Below are 16485 nucleotides of genomic sequence, written 5' to 3' on the forward strand. Positions count from 1 at the left end.
GAATATGCCATCGTCGGATCGAGCCACAGCGCATAGAAGTCGTTACTGATGTCGTAGTGAGCCTGAATTGCCTCCGCCGAAGCGCCGCTTCTGGCTTTCACTTGATCAGAAGTTGCGAGCGCCTCGGTCATTCCTGGCCCACCAGTGTCACGACATGCGCGGCAGCCTGCTCGATCGTGGGATGCTCGTAAAGTAGCGTGGGATCGATGTCGCACTTGAGCCAGTCCATCATGTCGCCGCTCAGAGTGACGGCTGATGCCGAGTCCAACCCGTATTTGCTCAGGATCGTCGAGCGCGATATCTTCTCCACCTTAATGCCGCGCAGTTCGGCGATATATGAGACGAGCCACTCTTCAACCTGGGCTTGCGTGACGGACGGCCCGACGCGGACGGACGACGTTTCTTGAACCTTCATGTTTTCCTCTGAGTCAAAATTTCACTGGTAACTTTTTTGCGAGCTAACGCCTCGCCATTGGGGTACTGCACATCGCTGCACAAGCCAAGTAATTGCAGCGTTCGGATCACGCGGAATCCGAGATCAAGCTCCCACCATTGGTGCCCGAACTTTGCAGAACTGGGGTATGCATGATGGTTGTTGTGCCAGCCCTCCCCCATTGTGAGAAGAGCAAGCCAGCCAATATTTCGGCTGTTGTCGTCGCTCGAATAGCGGCGGACGCCAAATACGTGATTGAGCGAGTTAAGGCCCCAAGTGATCTGATGAACGAAGAAAATTCGGAACAGTCCGCCCCAAAGTAAACCTTCAATCGCGCCCGACCAGCCACCCGGTGCGACCGCACCCATCGCCGCCGGGATCGCCAGCCCTGTTAGCACCCAAAGGGTGTAGTACCTATTTAGCGTAGTCACGGTGTGATCTTGCAAAATATCTTTTGCGAACATTGGAACATTTGTGATCTCGCCCTTGAGCATCCATCCAAAGTGTGCATGCCACAGACCCTTGATTTGTCCAATCAAGTCTGCCCCATGCGTACGAGGCGAATGGCAATCGTCCGTGGTATCACTGAATGCATGATGCCGGCGATGGCTCGCTACCCAAAACAGCACCGGTCCCTGAGCGGCCATCATGCCCAGCACTGCAAGCATCGCCTTAACGGAGCGCGCGGGCCTGAAGGCCTTGTGCGTAAATAAGCGGTGAAACCCAACAGTGAGCCCAGTAGTAGTCAGCAAGTACAAGATCGCAGCGACAACGAGCGTTTCGCCGCTCACGCCACGCGTGAGCGCCCAATAGATGGCGCCGGCCGCGCCGATCATCGGCACGACGATAGTCAGGAAAGCGACGCGCTGCTGCGCGCGTGCCAGGGCCGGATTGATTAGGAGAATCTTTTTCACGATACCTTTCAGTCTTGAAAATTCTGCGCCGCCGGCATTGGCAGCCGTTGAAGTTTTTGAGTGATAAAGCACTGCTTGCACGCAAAGCGGCTGATCTTTCCACTGCTGGTGCGCACCAGACTGCCGTATCTGACTGGAACGAAGGCGCCCACACCTATCCCATGGCGTTGCATCACGAGGCGGGATACCTCGTCTCGCAAGGAGTTGAGGTTTATTGCGCGAAGCGTTCGCGAGCTCACTTCTTGCACCAAGATCAGTTCTTCGCTCGAATCACCATCCACGCTGAAGGCGGCAGTGCCTTCCTGTGCCAGAAGCGGTTCCGCCAGCTGCATCGTTGCCTCGATATCCTCAGGAAAGAGGTTCTTGCCGCGAACAACGATCAGATCACTGATACGGCCGGTAATGAAAAGCTCGGCGCCTAGCACGAAGCCCAAATCTCCGGTGCGAACCCCGCATCGTGAATCGGCCTGCAAGGTGTTGTCTTTCCTTCCCCAATAGCCGCTCGTGACGCTCGGGCTGCGGACGAACACTTCGCCGATTTCGCCCTCGCGACAAGACTCCGTCGAATCGACATTCAGAATCTCTACCTGAACGTTCTCGGCTGGCCTCCCGGACGACACCAAACGCCCTCTGGTCGGCGCGCTGACGCCATGTGCCGAAATCCGTGAGTCGGACGATTCGACGACCAGCGGGTCCGCGGCCTTTGAAACGGCGGTCACAATCAAAGTCGCCTCCGCCAGGCCATAGCACGGAACAAATGCCGACCGCCGGAAGCCAGCGTGGCGGAAAGCCGCATTGAAAGCGTCCAACGTGCTTGCCTTCACGGGCTCCGCGCCATTGAAAGCGAGCTCCCAGCAACCGAGGTCAATGTGGGATTCGAGGGCTTGCGCCTTCGAGACACACAACTCGTAGGCGAAGTTTGGCCCCCCGCTTGTAGTAGCCCGATACTTGTGAATCGCGTTCAGCCAGCGCAACGGACGCTGGACAAATGAGATTGGCGAGAAGAGAGTCACAGGAAAACCAGCGAAGATCGGCTGCAGCACTCCGCCCACCAATCCCATGTCGTGGTAGTGCGGCAACCAGATGACACCAGAACTTTCGCGGGTGTGTCCAAACGCAAGCTCGATCTGCCTCAAGTTAGCAAATAGATTGCCGTTGCGCAGAATCACTCCTTTGGGCGCGGATGTACTGCCAGACGTGTATTGCAGAACAGCGACGTYGGGCGCCGCAACATTTGCCGACCTCAGTATCCCTGCGCAATCAAAATCGCGGTCAGTTGTTGCCACAGCATCGCGATAGCCATCTGGAAGCGATGCGATCACCTGAGTCAGCGAACTGGCTTCGGTGAGAATGAACGCAGGCTCGCAATCTCCGATGACGTGKTCAAGGCGTCGTGCGATATCGTTGGGCTTAGGCAAGGGCAACGGAACAGCCACCACGTTCGCGAGGAGGCATGCAAAGAAGGATTGAATGAATTCAATCCCAGCCGGATATAGCAGTACCACCCGCTGACCGGCCGCGACAGACCGGCGAATGACGGCGGCTCGACGTTGCGCACCCTTGAGGAGCTCCCCGTAGGTCAGGCACACCTCTTCACGGTCGTTCGGAAGAAACCTGTATCCGAGTTGCTCTGCACTTTCACAAGCCCTCTGCTCAAGGAGCCGTGTGAAGTTCATAGACGTCCTGTACTCGAATTGTGAGCGCCATCCACACCCGTGAGGGCGGAATCGAAGCCTGCGCGCCCTTTGGCGCATGCCGCTGGGCAGTCGGCGGCAGCCGGTGTGACTGAATACGGCTAAGGCGGACGAGCGAGGTGGCTCGAAAGCGGGCAACCTCCGGCGAGAGTACCCATAAAAATGAAAACAAAGACCTGACTCCCTCTGAATATATACATGCGCGGTGTAGTCCATCTGCGGGACTATCGCGTCGTCTTTTGAGCGCCCGATCCTGGTCAATCGCATCAACTATTGCGCAGAGTCGAAGCAGGGCCGGGATCGTCGCAAAGTGTGCCACGTCATGCCTGCGGCAATGTCCGACTGACGACCCAGAAAAGTCTATCTTTTGTCTCTCACATCAATTGTGAAAGCATTGTTAAATTAGCCGCGCAGATCAATCAGATCATGGTATGCGGCCAGAGCGACGATTCACGCGGAGTTCACAGCCCGTGAATCGTTCGACGACCAGGTAGCCCTGCGACCTATCCAGGCCGCGGCTTCGCGCGCTTGACGAATGCGCAATGGGGGAATTTGCCGCCGCGGAACAAAGGACCATGACGGTTCGCGGAAAAGGGAGCATGAACACCGCGTTGCTTGGCGCTGCTGCATGCCGGCACGCTGGCGCCGGTCCACATCACGGCCGACACGGCGCCCCGCCGCGCGTAGTCACGGGGCTCTTTCTGTCGGCTTGAGCAAGTCCCGGAGAGCGTCCCCGCCATGCTCTTCCTCGTCTCGCTGACGTAGGGTCGCTACTGCGCCGACCTTAGTCGGGCCATCGGCCACACGAGACGCTCCATCAGCCAATCGGTGCCGAGCAGTTTGTACTTCTCTCAATGCGCATCGGTGAAGCGCGATGCTGCGCGGCTTGCGGTGGTCCTCGGTCGCGTTGGCATTGCGCACCCGGCCTCAGTCGCCGGGCGACCGTATCCGTCTGAAAACGCCAGTAGAACTGTCTCTAGCGCACTCTGAACCTTCGTCCAATCAAGCACTCTTCATCGAATCGGGAGCACGGCCCTGCTTACTGCTGTCGCAGTATCGCCACGCAACGGCTTAACACTGGCCTGGGATTGCCACGAGAATCACTTGCTTTCGCTTTTTCATCCGACACCATGAGCAATCAGAGAACTCACAGCAACTCCGGCACCGACGTCGCCCTTCTTGGCGGCGCCATTTTGTTGGTCATCGTCGGGGCCGCGGCCTACTTCGTGCTGAAAGGCTGGGCCGAATCACTTGGCGTTGAGATCTCGTCCCTTGTCTTCTTCATCATCGGATGCGTTGTCGTGGTTGCCGGCATCACCGCGATCATTTTGTTTGACTTCATTAAGAGGATCGTTCTACCGTGGCTGTCCTTTCCATTTTTCGGTTTGTTCTGGCTTCCGGCACTGACTGATTGGGCAACACCTCATTTCGGTCCATTCGCCAATACGTCGTCGGAAAGCGTCGCTTGGTTTGGAAGCTGGTGGGGGCAGTTGCTCATCATTGCCGTTCTCGCAGGCGTGGCGTTCGCGCTGATGAAATGGCTTGAGGCCAATGACCAATAGGCTCTTCGCACTGGATGGAGCGAATTGCCAGTGTCGAGGCAGCAGAATATTCATGGGAGTAGCGCAGGCAGGTGTCGCCCTTCGCCAAAACGCGGAGAGCTCAGGTCATGTTGGCACCCTGCAGCATGCCGCTAAGGGAAGATCGACATGCAACTTCAAGACATGGGCGTGAAGCCCTTTGCAATCCTGTTTGCGATCGTTGCGCTAGGGCCCATCGTGGCAGGCGTGGCTCTTCAACGCCAGGCAGGCACAGCCAACCACTACGCATTCTGGGGAATTTTGGTCATTGGTGTGCTTACGCTTGGTGTGATCGGTTTCTCGATGTTGAACCGGAGCGCAGTCATCCAGGACGCCGAACTGACAGTCAAGTCGACCTTCTATTCAACCACCGTGCCCTTGTCCAAGGTCACCGACGTCCGCACTGTAGTGCCGGGCTCCGAGGACGACCTTGTCGGGTTGCGTGTCAATGGCGTGGGCCTCCCAGGCTTTCGGTCCGGTTGGTTCAATTCCAGTGCCGGTGGCCGACTGTTCGTGGACCGTGTCGGCGGCGACTATCTGCTGGTCTCCGTAGACGGCAAGCCTCGGCTTGCGCTTGAGTTTGCCGATAATCAGGCGGCCACGAAAGCGCTTGCGGCAGGCATTGCTCGATGAGGAGAATGACCTACAACCTGCACGGAACCAACTGACGTCGGCGCGCGACTTGGCACAAGGGGGCAGTGGCAGTTCATTGACTACTACCTCGCGACGAGACCGTTCTATCTATATTTGAACCTCGCATCGCGTGGGCCTCAGGTCCGCACCTGGGCGGCATCGGCGCCGGCAACGGCGTGGCGCTGGAGCGGGTCAAGCCGAAGCTGCTGACCGGCGACACCGCCTCGCTGAAGTTCTCGATGGCCAACGCGAAGAAGGACCTCGGCTACTACAACGACATGGCCGAGCAGTCGTCGTCCAGCCACGGCATCGCGCAGGCGGTGGAGAAGCTGCTGGGGCAGCGGATCGATGCGTTCGGGCCGGATCGGATGGTGCTGGATCTGGTGGAGGCGTTGCGTTAGGCCGCGCCGCTCGCGATCGAGTCACCGAGCTCCGTGCGCTGTGAGACATGGACGGACGAGTCCTCCAGGAACCGATTCGCAGAACGCGAAGATCGTCAACGTCGCGTGCCCGCAGGCCAGCGAGCCTGAGGCTCAGAGCCGCAAGTTGCCGATAGGCGACCGCAGCGTGGGCTATCGCCTGAAAGTGAACACCGCCGACAGATACGTCACCGGCTGCGTGCCGATGTCCTCGATGCCATGCAGTGCCGAAGCGTCGAACAGCAGCGAGTCGCCGACGCCGAGCTTCACGACCCGGGTGCCGTATCGATAGCCGACGTCGCCCGACAGCAGGTAGATGAACTTCAGCCCAGGATGCTGGAAGCTCGCGTAGGGCTCGGCCCCGGGGAGCAGCGTGACCAGGTAGGGCTCGATGAACAGGTTACCCGAGAGCAGATGGCCGAGCAGCTCGTAGCGATAGTCGGCCACCGCGCCGATGCGGTCGACCACGATGCCCTTGCCGGCGCGCACGTGGCAGAAGTCGGAGCGGTCGGGCTGGTCGGAGAAGAGGCGCGACATCGGCACGTCGAGGCCGGTTGCGACGCGAGCCAGCGTTTCGACCGAAGGCGAGACCTGTCCGCGCTCGATGCGCGAGAGCAGCGAGCGGGAGATGCCGGAGCGCCGGGCCAGTTCGCCGCCGGAGGCGCCGCTGACGATGCGAAGGGCGCGCACGTGGGTGCCTATGAGAGAGGCGGGTTCGCTGCGGACGGGCCCGGGTGGGGCTGGGGTCGGGAGTGCGAGGGACGGTGGGAGCTTGAAGGGCTTGGCGGTGGGGAAGGGAGAGGCGACTTGTCTGCTCATGGTGTCGCCTTACCGAATTCCTGCAGATTGCGCGCCCAGCATCGCGCTTGCGTCCAACAAAGGCGGCTTGCGGTTTTCAATACTTCGTCCTCCCGTGCTGCTTGATGCAGGCATATATGTGCACCCGCCTTCAGTGGGGCGGATGCCGAAGTCTACGATAAACGTAGAGAAAGTATATCGCCTTTCTTCGATTATCGAAGGATGGTTTCTCGTGATCGCCCTCGAACAGACAATGTCTTCGGGCGACGCCTGCTGGAAGCCCGTGAGCGCGCGGGCCTGCCCCAGGACAAGGTCGGCGTGATGATCGGACTTGAAGAGTCCAGCAGCAGTGCGCGAATGAGTCGCTACGAAACAGGTATGCATGAGCCGCCCGTCGCGACCGCCCGTCGCATCGCCGCTGCCTTGAAGGTCCCACTGGCTTACCTGTATTGCGACGACGACGTGATTGCTCAGATCCTTCTCAAGGTTCACGCATTGTCAGTCGCGGGGCGAAGGCGGCTCCTTGAGTCTCTGGACTGACAGATTTCTCGAGAGGCGGTGATGGCGCTTAGGAGCCTCGGCGTCAGTCATCCCTACAAGACCGACATCCCGCTGGCGCCACTACGCCGAAAGAGAACTGGCTCCTAGTCCACTGAATCATTGAAATTGGCTGTGTATGCTCCACTTTGGAGAGCATGCACAGAATGAAGCTGACCGAGCAAGAGCGCGACGAACTTGAAGCGGTGATCCGCAAGCGGCACGGGAGCGCAGCGCTTGCGCGGCGGGCGCGCTGCGTGTTGCTGTGGGTCGATGGAGAGCGGCGCGTGGACATTCGCACCAAGCTGGCCTGCAACGATGGTTTCGTGACCCGGTGGACGCGGGCATTCGAGCTGGAAGGCCTGGCCGGGCTGGTGTCGCTGCACCCGGGCCGTGCGCCCGAGCGACCTGTGGCCAAATTGGAGGCACGGGTGCTGAACAAGACGCTCAAGCACAAGCCGTCGGATGGCTCCACGCACTGGAGCAGCCGAAAGTTGGCGGACGAGCTGGGCGACGTGTCGTTCTCGGCCGTGCAACGCATCTGGCGCAAGCATGGCCTGCAGCCGCACCGCCTGGATCGCCACTTGGTCTCCAATGACCCGGACTTCGAAGCCAAGGCCGCTGATGTGATTGGCCTGTACTTGAATCCTCCTGCGCACGCGGCCGTGTTCTGCGTGGACGAAAAGACAGCCATCCAGGCGCTTGATCGCAAGGACCGCATGCTGCCGCTGGCGCCAGGGCGCGCCGAGAGTCATGGCTTCGAGTACAAGCGCAACGGCACCTTGAGCCTGTTCGCTGCGCTGAACACCACCACCGGCGAGGTCCTGGGCAAGACCGCCGCGCGCCACACCAGCGAGCAGTTCGTCGCCTTCCTGCAGGACGTGCTCGCCAGCCAGCCGCAGCAACGAGAGATTCACGTCATCTGCGACAACGTCAGCAGCCACAAGACCCCGCTTGTGCAGGCCTTCCTCGCCGAGCACAAGCATGTGCGGATCCACTACACGCCGACCTATTCTTCCTGGCTCAACCAAGTGGAGAACTGGTTCTCGCGCATCCAGCGAGACGTCATCAGCCGAGGCATCTTCACCTCCGTCAAGGATCTTGAGAAGAAGCTCATGCGCTACATCCGTGCGCACAACAAAGACCCGAAACCGATCAAATGGAAGTACGACGATCCGAATCGTCGACACCGCCAATTCTTCTGATTCAGTGGACTAGTGAAGTACCTCGCGGTCACTGACTGCAGTCTTGCAATCCTCGTACAGGTCGAGCGGTACAGCGGAAAGCACTCTCAAGATACGGTCCGCTTCCGCAGCAATGGCGCTATCGCCGTTCTCCGGTCAGACGGAGTGATAGCGTTCTCGGCAACTGCGGGCAGGGTGAGGCGAACTGACGACTGGTAGTAGGTTCGGCAGCATAAACGGGGAAGCAACGAGCAAACGACTCATAGCGAGAATTGTTGACTAGGCGTATGGAGCTGAAGCGATGGGTTCGCAACCAGGCTGGAACTGACCCACGTTCGCTCGTGGCCAACGGTAGCCAGCGCGGGAGAGCCTGCACGGCACTGTCGATAAGTCAGAGGGCTGCGACGGAGGTCCGCAACTAGCCCGACTGCCGAGGTCCGGCATTTTGCAGGCAACGTCTGCTCCCGCTGCATTGCAATCGGTCGCCCCGAAAAACTAATGGACCGCACTGGTTCGGCCCCCGTCGTCGATATCGTGAAAGCGCGCGTCGGCGATCCCATTCGCGGATACGATTCCACTCGATCGGCGCCGTGGCGGACGATCGCGCATGGCCGCCACCCCATGGTTCGCAAGTTGCCGAAGCAATCCGGCTGCCTGCGCGGCTTGAATGCGCGTATCTGTCCCAATCTGGGGGAACCAAGATGATCAGCAAGAACACGATTTGTCTCTGGTACGACGGCACCGCCTTGGACGCCGCGACGTTCTACGCCGAGACGTTCCCGGACAGCGCGGTGGGAACTGTCCATCGCGCGCCTGGCGACTATCCCGCGGGCAAGCAGGGCGATGTCTTGACGGTCGAGTTCATGGTGATGGGCATCCCTTGTCTCGGCCTGAACGGGGGCCCGGCGTTCAAGCACAACGAGGCTTTCTCGTTCCAGGTTGCGACCGACAACCAGGCCGAAACGGACCGCTTGTGGAACGCGATTGTCGGAAACGGCGGCCAGGAAAGCGAATGCGGCTGGTGCAAGGACAAGTGGGGACTCTCGTGGCAGATCACGCCACGCGCCCTGACGGCCGCGATCACCGATCCTGATCGAGCGGCGGCCAAGCGCGCGTTCGAAGCCATGATGGGGATGCGAAAGATCGACATCGCTGCGATCGAAGCGGCTCGGGGCGGCTGACGCTTCCGTCTAGACGAGGCTCCGCGCCAGCAGGTGGTCCACCAGCCGCCGCTGCGGAAACGTCAGCGCCTCCTGCCGGGTGCACAGGTACATGCGCCGCGAGGCCCAGGCATCCGACAGGTTCAGGAAGCGCAGGCCCATCTCCTTGCGGTAGGTCGCCGCGGCGCCTTCGGGCAGGATGCCGACGCCCATGCCGGCCTCGATCATCCGGCAGACCCCCTCGAAGCTCTTGACCCGCACGCGCAGGCGCAGCACCTTGCGCGCCAGCAGCGCGGCGTCCTCGATGGTGCGGGTGATGGCCGAGTCGCTTTCGAGTCCCACGAAATCGAAGTCGAGCAGTTCCGCGAAGGACACGTCGCGGCTGCGGTACGGGTGCTTGCGATGCACGATGGCGACCAGCCGGTCGGTGCGGTAGGGAATGAAGTTGAGCGAGGAGTCCGCGGTCTCGCCGGTGATCACGCCGACGTCGGCCTGCCGATCCCGGATCGCCTGCACGATCCAGACGCTGCGATGCTCCTCCACGTCGACCCTGATCTCCGGATAGCTGCGGCGGAAGCTGGCGACGTCGTCGGGCAGGAACTGCCCCATCGCCGATGCGTTGGCCTGCAGCCGCACGCGCCCGGTCGCGCCTTGCGCGTAGTCCGAGAGATCGGCCCGCATGCGGTCGACGTCGCGCAGGATCAGCCGGGCATGGACGGCCAGCGACTCGCCCGCGCCCGTCACCGTGACGCCCTTGGAGTTGCGATGGAAAAGCGTGACGCCGAACTCGCTCTCGAGCATGCCGATGCGGCGGCTGGCGGCCGACAGCACCAGATGGTGCTCCTGCGCGGCCTTCGACAGGCTGCCGCTTTCGACGGCGCTCAGGAACAGCGCCAGGGAATCCAGGTCAGGTCTCATGACGGCCATTGTCGGGAATCAGCCCAGCGGCACGCTGGCCTCCTTCAGCACGCGCAGCACGAAGTGCGACTTGCTGTGGCGGATGCCGGGGATCTTGTAGAGCTTCTCGCGCAAGAGGCGCTCGTAGTCGCGCGTGTCGCGCACGGCGATGCGGATGTAGTAGTCGTAGTCGCCCGAGACCAGGTAGGCCTCCTGGATTTCCGGGATGGTGGCCAGCACGCGGCCGAACTCGTACAGCGTCTCGTCGGTGTGGCTTTCGAGCGTGAGCTGGACGATCACCGAGTCGTGGTAGCCCAGGCTCGGCGCGTCGAGGTCGACGGTGTAGCGCTTGATCACGCCCTGCGACTCGAGCTTCTTGATGCGCGTCCAGCAGCTGGTCGGCGACAGCCCGACGGCGGCGCCGATCTCCTGCAGAGTCTTGCGCGAATCCTCCCGCAGGACGCGCAGGATCGCCAGATCAATCTTGTCGGATGATTTTTCGTCTCCGGCTTCCTTTTGACGACTGGTTTTCTGGTTCATGAGTAAAAGAGCCCGAATAAAGAAGCATATTTTGCAATCAAAACGGAAGAATCTTGGCATGCAAACGCTCGCCACCCCCCAACTCCCGCCCCCTCTGGACAACCCCGCGTCGCCGCCGCGCGTGCGCAACGGCGCGGTCGCGCTGCTCGAGACCCTGATCGAGTGCGGCGTCGACACGATCTTCGGCTACCCGGGCGGCGCGGCGCTGCCGCTCTATGACGCGCTGCACGGCGAACCGCGCCTGCGCCACATCCTGGTTCGCCACGAGCAGGCGGCCGTCCATGCCGCCGAGGGCTATGCCCGGACCACCGGTCGGGTCGGCGTGGTGCTGGTCACTTCGGGCCCCGGTGTCGGCAACACCATCACCGGCCTGCTCGACGCCATGAGCGATTCGATCCCGGTGCTGTGCATCAGCGGCCAGGTGGCGACCTCGGTGATCGGCACCAACGCCTTCCAGGAAAGCGACGCGCTCGGGATGTCGCGGCCCGTGACCAAGTGGAACCACCAGACGCGCAGCGCCGACGACATCCCGGCCGTGGTCCGGCGCGCCCTCGACATCGCCGCCTCCGGGCGCCCCGGCCCCGTGCTGCTCGACGTGCCGAAGGATATCCAGCTCACGCCGCTGAATGCCGCGCACGCCGCGCCGGCCGCGACGCGCAAGGGCCGGACCCCGGGGCTGCCGCCGCGCGGGATGCTGCAGCGTGCCGCCGATCTGCTGTCGACGGCGCGCCGGCCGATCCTCTATGGCGGCGGCGGGCTCATCAACGCCGGGCCCGGGGCCTGCGCGGCCTTCACGCGGCTGGTCGAGCGGCTCGACGCCCCGTGCACGCTGACCCTGATGGGCCTGGGCGCCTTCCCGGCGTCCGACCCGCGCTTCCTCGGCATGCTCGGCATGCACGGCGCGCTCGAGGCCAACCTGGCGATGCACGAGGCCGACCTGGTGGTCTGCGTCGGTGCGCGCTTCGACGACCGCGTGACCGGCAAGCTCGACGAGTTCTGCCCGCACGCGCGCAAGATCCACATCGACATCGATCCGAGCAGCATCAACAAGATCGTGCAGGTCGACGTGCCGATGGTCGGCGACTGCGGCGCCATCCTCGACGTGCTGCTCACGATGCCCGAGCTGGACGGACTCGCGCCGGAGCGCCTCGCGCCATGGTGGCGGCGCATCGATCACTGGCGCGGGCAGCAGTGTTTCGGCTACACGCCGCGCGCCGACGTGATCCTGCCGCAGGCACTGATGACTTCGCTGCAACAGGCCATCGAGGGCCGCGATGCGATCGTCTCGACCGACGTCGGGCAGCACCAGATGTGGGCTGCGCAGTACCTGCGCTTCGAGCGGCCGGGCCGGTGGCTCACTTCGGGCGGCGCCGGCACGATGGGCTACGGCCTGCCGGCCGCGATCGGCGCGCAGATCGCGCATCCCGACGCGCTCGTGGTGTGCGTCAGCGGCGATGCCTCGGTGCTGATGAACATCCAGGAACTGTCGACCGCCRCGCAGCACCGCACGCCGGTCAAGCTGGTGCTGTCGAACAACGGCTACATGGGCATGGTGCGCCAGTGGCAGGAGCTGAACCACGGCAACCGGCTGAGCCACAGCTGGAACGAGGCGCTGCCCGACTTCGTGGCGCTGGCCAGGGCCTTCGGCTGGGGCGCGCGCCGCGTCGCCGATCCGGCCGAGCTGCCCGGCGCGCTGGCCGAGTGCCTGGCCCATGACGGGCCCTTCTTTCTCGACGTGCAGGTGGCGGCGCAGGAGAACTGCTTCCCGATGATGCCGTCGGGCCGCGGCCATCACCACGTGATGCTCGCGAAGGACCGCTGGTACGAGGAAGACAAGGAGGACAACGCGCCCCACTGAACCGCTGCCCGTCGCCAGCTCGAGAAATTCATGCCTCGCCGCCTACCGGCGGCCGAGGTGTCCCGTGCGCACGCCGCTTACCCGCGGCCGCGCGCACGTCCCAGAGAGTCCTACCGGATCCGAAAAACAATGATGCCCCCCGAACTCGCCAGCGTCTCGCTGGACGACAAATACACCGCCACCACCGGCCGCGTCTACCTGAGCGGCATCCAGGCCCTGGTGCGCCTGATGCTGGTGCAGAAGTGGCGCGACCAGGCGGCCGGCCTGAACACCGCCGGCTTCGTGTCCGGCTATCGCGGTTCGCCGCTCGGCGGCATCGACGAGGCCTTCTGGAAGGCGCAGTCCCAGCTCGACGGCAACGGCGTGAAGTTCCTGCCCGGCGTCAACGAGGAACTCGCGGCCACGGCCGTGTGGGGCACGCAGCAGGTGCAGCTGACCGGCGAGAGCACGGTCGATGGCGTCTTCGCCATGTGGTACGGCAAGGGTCCGGGCGTCGATCGCTGCGGCGACGTCTTCAAGCACATGAGCCACGCCGGCACCTCGCCGCACGGCGGCGTGCTGCTGGTGGCCGGCGACGACCACGGCGCCTACTCGTCGACGCTGCCCAACCAGAGCGACCACATCTTCGCGGCCTCGATGATCCCGATGCTCTATCCGCAGAGCGTCGAGGAATACATCGAGCTCGGCCTGCACGGTTTCGCGATGTCGCGCTTCGCGGGCCTGCCCGTGGGCTTCAAGGCGCTGGCCGATACCGTCGAGTCGTCGGGCCCGATCTCGGCCGACCTGATGGGCGTGCACACGCGCCTGCCGCAGGGCTTCGTCTTTCCGCCCGGCGGCGTGCATGCGCGCCTGTCGACCGACACGCTGGGCCTGCAGGCGCGCAAGCAGGAAGCGCTGATGCAGGACTACAAGATCTACGCCGCCATCGCCTATGCGCGCGAGAACCGGCTCAACCGCATCACCATCGACTCGCCGCGCGCGAAGCTCGGCATCGTCGCCTCGGGCAAGTCCTACCGCGACGTGCTCGAGGCGCTGGAGGAACTGGGCGTCGACGCCGACGAGGCCGCGCGCATCGGCGTGCGCGTGTTCAAGGTGGCCATGCCCTGGCCGCTGGAGCCCGACTCGATCCGCGAGTTCGCCGACGGGCTGGACGAGATCCTGGTGGTCGAGGAGAAGCGCCAGATCGTCGAGTACCAGCTCAAGGAGCACCTCTACAACTGGCGCGAGGACGTGCGCCCGCGCGTCATCGGCAAGTTCGACGAGGCCGGCGAGTGGGCCTCGCCGCGCGGCCGCTGGCTGCTGCCGGCCACGGCGGACTTCTCGGTGGCGCAGATCGCCCGCGTGATCGCCGGGCGCATCGCGCGCTTCCACACCAGCGACATGATCCGCGCCCGCCTGGCCATCCTCGACGCCAAGGACGTGGTGCTCGGCAAATCCGTGGCCACGCCGGCGCGGCCCGCCTGGTACTGCTCGGGCTGCCCGCACAACAGCTCGACCAAGGTGCCCGAAGGCAGCCTGGCGCTGGCCGGCATCGGCTGCCACGTGATGGCGACCGCGATCTACCCCGAGCACAACAAGACCACCACGCACATGGGCGGGGAGGGCGCGCCGTGGCTGGGGCAGGCCTGGTTCTCGAAGCGCAAGCATGTGTTCGCGAACCTCGGCGACGGCACCTACTACCACTCGGGATCGATGGCGATCCGCGCGGCGGTGGCGGCCGGCATCCGAATCACCTACAAGATCCTCTACAACGACGCCGTCGCCATGACCGGTGGCCAGCCGGTCGACGGGCCGATCAGCGTGCCGCGCATCGCGCAGCAGGTGGCGGCCGAAGGCGTGCGGCGCATCGCGCTGGTGGCCGAGGACCCGGGCCGATGGGCCGATCGCTCGAAGCTGCCGGCCGACAGCGAGGGCCTGTCGCTCACGGTGCACCATCGGGACGCGATGGACGATGTGCAGCGCATGCTGCGCGACTACGAGGGCGTGTCGGTGCTGATCTACGACCAGGTGTGCGCGGCCGAGAAGCGGCGCCGCCGCAAGAAGGGCGAGTTCCCGCAGATCGCCGAGCGCGTCTTCATCAACGAATTGGTGTGCGAAGGTTGCGGCGACTGCGGCGAGCAGTCCAACTGCACCTCGCTGCTGCCCCAGCCGACCGAGCTCGGCCTCAAGCGCCGTGTCGACCAGAGCGCGTGCAACGCCGACTACTCTTGCGTCAAGGGCTTCTGCCCGAGCTTCGTGAGTGTCGAGGGCGTCGCGCCGCGCAAGAGCAAGCCGGTGGCGGCGAAGGCTGAAACCGCAGCGGCGCTGCCCGAGCCCGCGGGCGCGTCGCTGGAGAACATCCACAACATCCTGATCACCGGCATCGGCGGCACGGGTGTCATCACCATCGGCGCGCTGATCGGCATGGCGGCGCACCTCGAGGGCAGGGGCGTGAGCGTGCTCGACATGACCGGCATGTCGCAGAAGAACGGCTCGGTGACTTCGCATGTGCGCATCGCGCGCGACAACGCCCAGCTCAAGGCGCAGCGCATTCCGACCGGCGAGGCCGACCTCGTGCTGGGCTGCGACATGCTCACCGCGGGTGCGCCCGATGCCATCTCGAAGATGCGGCCCGGCCGCACCTATGCGCTGATCAACACCTTCGAACAGCCGACCGGCCATTTCGCGCAGGATGCCGACTGGGTCTTTCCCGCCGCGCAGGTGCGCGCGTTGATCGAGGAGTCGGTCGAGGGCGGGGCCGACTTCATCGACTCGACGGCGCTGGCCACCCGACTGATGGGGGACGCCATCGCCTCCAACCTGTTCCTGCTGGGCTTCGCCTTCCAGAAGGGCCGCATTCCGCTGTCGTCGGCCGCGCTGCTGAAGGCGATCGAGATCAACGGCGTCGCCGTCAAGGCCAACCAGGCGGCCTTCGGCTGGGGGCGCAAGGCGGCGCTCGATCTGTCCGCGGTCGCGCGCGAGGCCTCGCCGGCGCAGGTGGTCTCGGTCTCGCGGCCGACGGCGTTGCGCGCGCTGGTGGAGGATCGCGTCGAACKGCTGATCGCCTACCAGGACGCTGCGTACGCCAAGCGCTATGCGGATTTTGTCGAACGCGTGCAGGCCGTCGAGGCCAAGCATGGCGGCAAGGATGCGCTGGCCCGCGCGGTCGCGGCCAATCTGTTCAAGCTCATGGCCTACAAGGACGAATACGAGGTGGCCCGGCTCTACACCGACGGGCGCTTCCAGGCGCAGCTGGCGCAGGCCTTCGAAGGCAAGGCGAAGCTGCGCTTCCATCTCGCGCCGCCGATCCTGGGCCAGCGCGATGTGCACGGCCATCCGGTCAAGCAGAGCTTCGGTCCGTGGATGCTGCATGGCTTGCGCGTGCTGGCGGCGCTGCGCCGGTTGCGCGGCACGCCGCTGGATCTCTTCGGACGGACCGCCGAACGCAGGACCGAACGCCAGCTCATCGAAGAGTACCGCGCGGGTATCGAGGAAGTGCTGGCGCGCATCGAGCAGGTCGGACTGGACGCCGTGCGCGACACCGGGGTCGCGCTGGCGCGGCTGCCGGAGCAGATCCGCGGCTATGGGCACGTGAAGGAGGAGAGCCTGGTACGGGCGCGCGTCAGGTGGTCGAAGCTCGCGCAGGAGCTGCGTGGGACGCGGGGGGTGAGGGSGGGGCGGGAGGCGGTACCTGAACCCGCCTGAGCATGCCTTGGTGCTCAGTTGCGACGAAAAGAGCCAGATTCAGGCGCTCAACCGAACGCAGCCGGGCCTGCCGATGAAGCGCGGGCGCGCCGGCAGGGGAGTGGGCAGGCATCGGGCAAAGACGTAGCGCCGATCTCGGCGCCGTTCGCCTCGA

General features: G+C 63.8%; 15 protein-coding genes and 1 pseudogene. 9 read left to right on the plus strand and 7 right to left on the minus strand.

Annotated elements, in window-relative coordinates; genetic code table 11:
• From AC1D2E_RS24205 to AC1D2E_RS24220, 4 genes are all read right to left on the minus strand, one after another.
• Positions 1-131: class I SAM-dependent methyltransferase (locus AC1D2E_RS24205; protein ID WP_478199783.1), on the minus strand; the 131-nt coding region annotated here is incomplete at its 3' end.
• Complete coding sequence (locus AC1D2E_RS24210; RefSeq protein ID WP_478199755.1) at positions 128-415, minus strand: acyl carrier protein; 288 nt, start codon at positions 413-415, stop codon at positions 128-130. The genes AC1D2E_RS24210 and AC1D2E_RS24205, both read right to left, overlap by 4 nt.
• A complete protein-coding gene (locus AC1D2E_RS24215; protein WP_478199756.1) occupies positions 412-1347 on the minus strand; it encodes an acyl-CoA desaturase in 936 nt (311 codons plus the stop codon). Before AC1D2E_RS24215 ends, AC1D2E_RS24210 begins: the two co-directional genes overlap by 4 nt.
• A gap of 8 nt (positions 1348-1355) precedes the next feature.
• The gene (locus tag AC1D2E_RS24220; RefSeq protein ID WP_478199757.1) at positions 1356-3023 is read right to left on the minus strand and encodes a fatty acyl-AMP ligase; all 1668 of its coding nucleotides are present in this window, start codon (positions 3021-3023) and stop codon (positions 1356-1358) included.
• 1148 nt (positions 3024-4171) lie between these two features.
• On the opposite strand from AC1D2E_RS24220, the gene AC1D2E_RS24225 reads away from it, so the two are divergent.
• The 3 genes from AC1D2E_RS24225 to AC1D2E_RS24235 all read left to right on the plus strand — a co-directional run bounded on the left by AC1D2E_RS24225 (position 4172) and on the right by AC1D2E_RS24235 (position 5655).
• Entirely contained in the window at positions 4172-4603 is a 432-nt protein-coding gene (locus tag AC1D2E_RS24225; protein ID WP_478199758.1) for a hypothetical protein, read from the plus strand.
• A 147-nt stretch (positions 4604-4750) separates the two neighbouring features.
• Positions 4751-5254, plus strand: coding sequence for a PH domain-containing protein (locus tag AC1D2E_RS24230; protein WP_478199759.1), 504 nt, complete (start codon positions 4751-4753; stop codon positions 5252-5254).
• Positions 5255-5430: 176 nt separating this feature from the next.
• Positions 5431-5655 carry a hypothetical protein gene (locus tag AC1D2E_RS24235; protein WP_478199760.1) on the plus strand — a complete coding sequence of 75 codons (225 nt, stop codon included), beginning with the start codon at positions 5431-5433 and terminating at the stop codon, positions 5653-5655.
• Positions 5656-5826: 171 nt separating this feature from the next.
• Here AC1D2E_RS24235 and AC1D2E_RS24240 read toward each other — a convergent pair whose 3' ends face one another.
• Complete coding sequence (locus tag AC1D2E_RS24240) at positions 5827-6363, minus strand: helix-turn-helix domain-containing protein (RefSeq protein WP_478199761.1); 537 nt, start codon at positions 6361-6363, stop codon at positions 5827-5829.
• A 330-nt stretch (positions 6364-6693) separates the two neighbouring features.
• Between AC1D2E_RS24240 and AC1D2E_RS24245 the strand changes: the two genes are divergently transcribed.
• From AC1D2E_RS24245 to AC1D2E_RS24255, 3 genes are all read left to right on the plus strand, one after another.
• Positions 6694-7011, plus strand: coding sequence for a helix-turn-helix domain-containing protein (locus tag AC1D2E_RS24245; protein ID WP_478199762.1), 318 nt, complete (start codon positions 6694-6696; stop codon positions 7009-7011).
• 146 nt (positions 7012-7157) lie between these two features.
• Positions 7158-8213: an IS630 family transposase gene (locus tag AC1D2E_RS24250; protein WP_478199763.1), complete on the plus strand. Its 1056-nt coding sequence runs from the start codon at positions 7158-7160 to the stop codon at positions 8211-8213.
• A gap of 680 nt (positions 8214-8893) precedes the next feature.
• Positions 8894-9373 carry a VOC family protein gene (locus AC1D2E_RS24255; protein ID WP_478199764.1) on the plus strand — a complete coding sequence of 160 codons (480 nt, stop codon included), beginning with the start codon at positions 8894-8896 and terminating at the stop codon, positions 9371-9373.
• Positions 9374-9382: 9 nt separating this feature from the next.
• On the opposite strand, the gene AC1D2E_RS24260 is transcribed toward AC1D2E_RS24255, so the two are convergent.
• Both AC1D2E_RS24260 and AC1D2E_RS24265 read right to left on the minus strand, forming a co-directional pair.
• Entirely contained in the window at positions 9383-10270 is an 888-nt protein-coding gene (locus AC1D2E_RS24260; RefSeq protein ID WP_478199765.1) for a LysR family transcriptional regulator, read from the minus strand.
• Positions 10271-10288: 18 nt separating this feature from the next.
• Complete coding sequence (locus tag AC1D2E_RS24265; protein ID WP_442283909.1) at positions 10289-10789, minus strand: Lrp/AsnC family transcriptional regulator; 501 nt, start codon at positions 10787-10789, stop codon at positions 10289-10291.
• Positions 10790-10847: 58 nt separating this feature from the next.
• Here AC1D2E_RS24265 and ilvB point away from each other — a divergent pair, with 58 nt between their 5' ends.
• From ilvB to AC1D2E_RS24280, 3 genes and pseudogenes are all read left to right on the plus strand, one after another.
• Positions 10848-12647: a biosynthetic-type acetolactate synthase large subunit gene (gene ilvB, locus AC1D2E_RS24270; protein WP_478199766.1), complete on the plus strand. Its 1800-nt coding sequence runs from the start codon at positions 10848-10850 to the stop codon at positions 12645-12647.
• A gap of 129 nt (positions 12648-12776) precedes the next feature.
• Positions 12777-16331, plus strand: a complete 3555-nt coding sequence (locus tag AC1D2E_RS24275) for an indolepyruvate ferredoxin oxidoreductase family protein (protein ID WP_478199767.1) — start codon at positions 12777-12779, stop codon at positions 16329-16331.
• Positions 16315-16422, plus strand: a pseudogene (locus AC1D2E_RS24280) (IS630-like element ISCARN69 family transposase); the annotation flags it as partial. The gene AC1D2E_RS24275 and the pseudogene AC1D2E_RS24280, both read left to right, overlap by 17 nt.
• Positions 16423-16485: the final 63 nt, after the last annotated feature.

The organism is Variovorax sp. P1_H2 (assembly GCF_056405295.1).